Raw genomic sequence first — 251 nt, forward strand, 5'->3', positions numbered from 1 at the left:
TATTTAAGGTGTAAAAAAAGCGACCTTAGTCGCTTTTTAAATATTACCTAATATATAGGTTATAAATTATAAATCGCTGGCACTGGTATCAAGCGGTGCGAAGCTTTTAATTAAATCATCTACAGCTTTCATTTGCGTCAAGTAGCCTTCTAATTTACTCAATGCTAGTGCACATGGGCCATCGCATTTTGCTTCATTTGGATTTGGGTGTGCTTCTATAAATAAGCCCGCAATACCAAGTGCCATACCAC

At 37.1% G+C, this 251-nt stretch carries 1 pseudogene; it reads right to left on the reverse strand.

Features of this window, described 5'->3' with window-relative positions:
• Positions 1-66: 66 nt before the first annotated feature.
• Positions 67-251 (reverse strand): annotated as a pseudogene (locus tag AAEY62_RS23715) (3-deoxy-8-phosphooctulonate synthase); the annotation flags it as partial.

It is taken from the genome of Pseudoalteromonas sp. GW168-MNA-CIBAN-0100, from assembly GCF_040309225.1.
GTDB classification, from domain to species: Bacteria; Pseudomonadota; Gammaproteobacteria; order Enterobacterales; family Alteromonadaceae; genus Pseudoalteromonas; species Pseudoalteromonas arctica.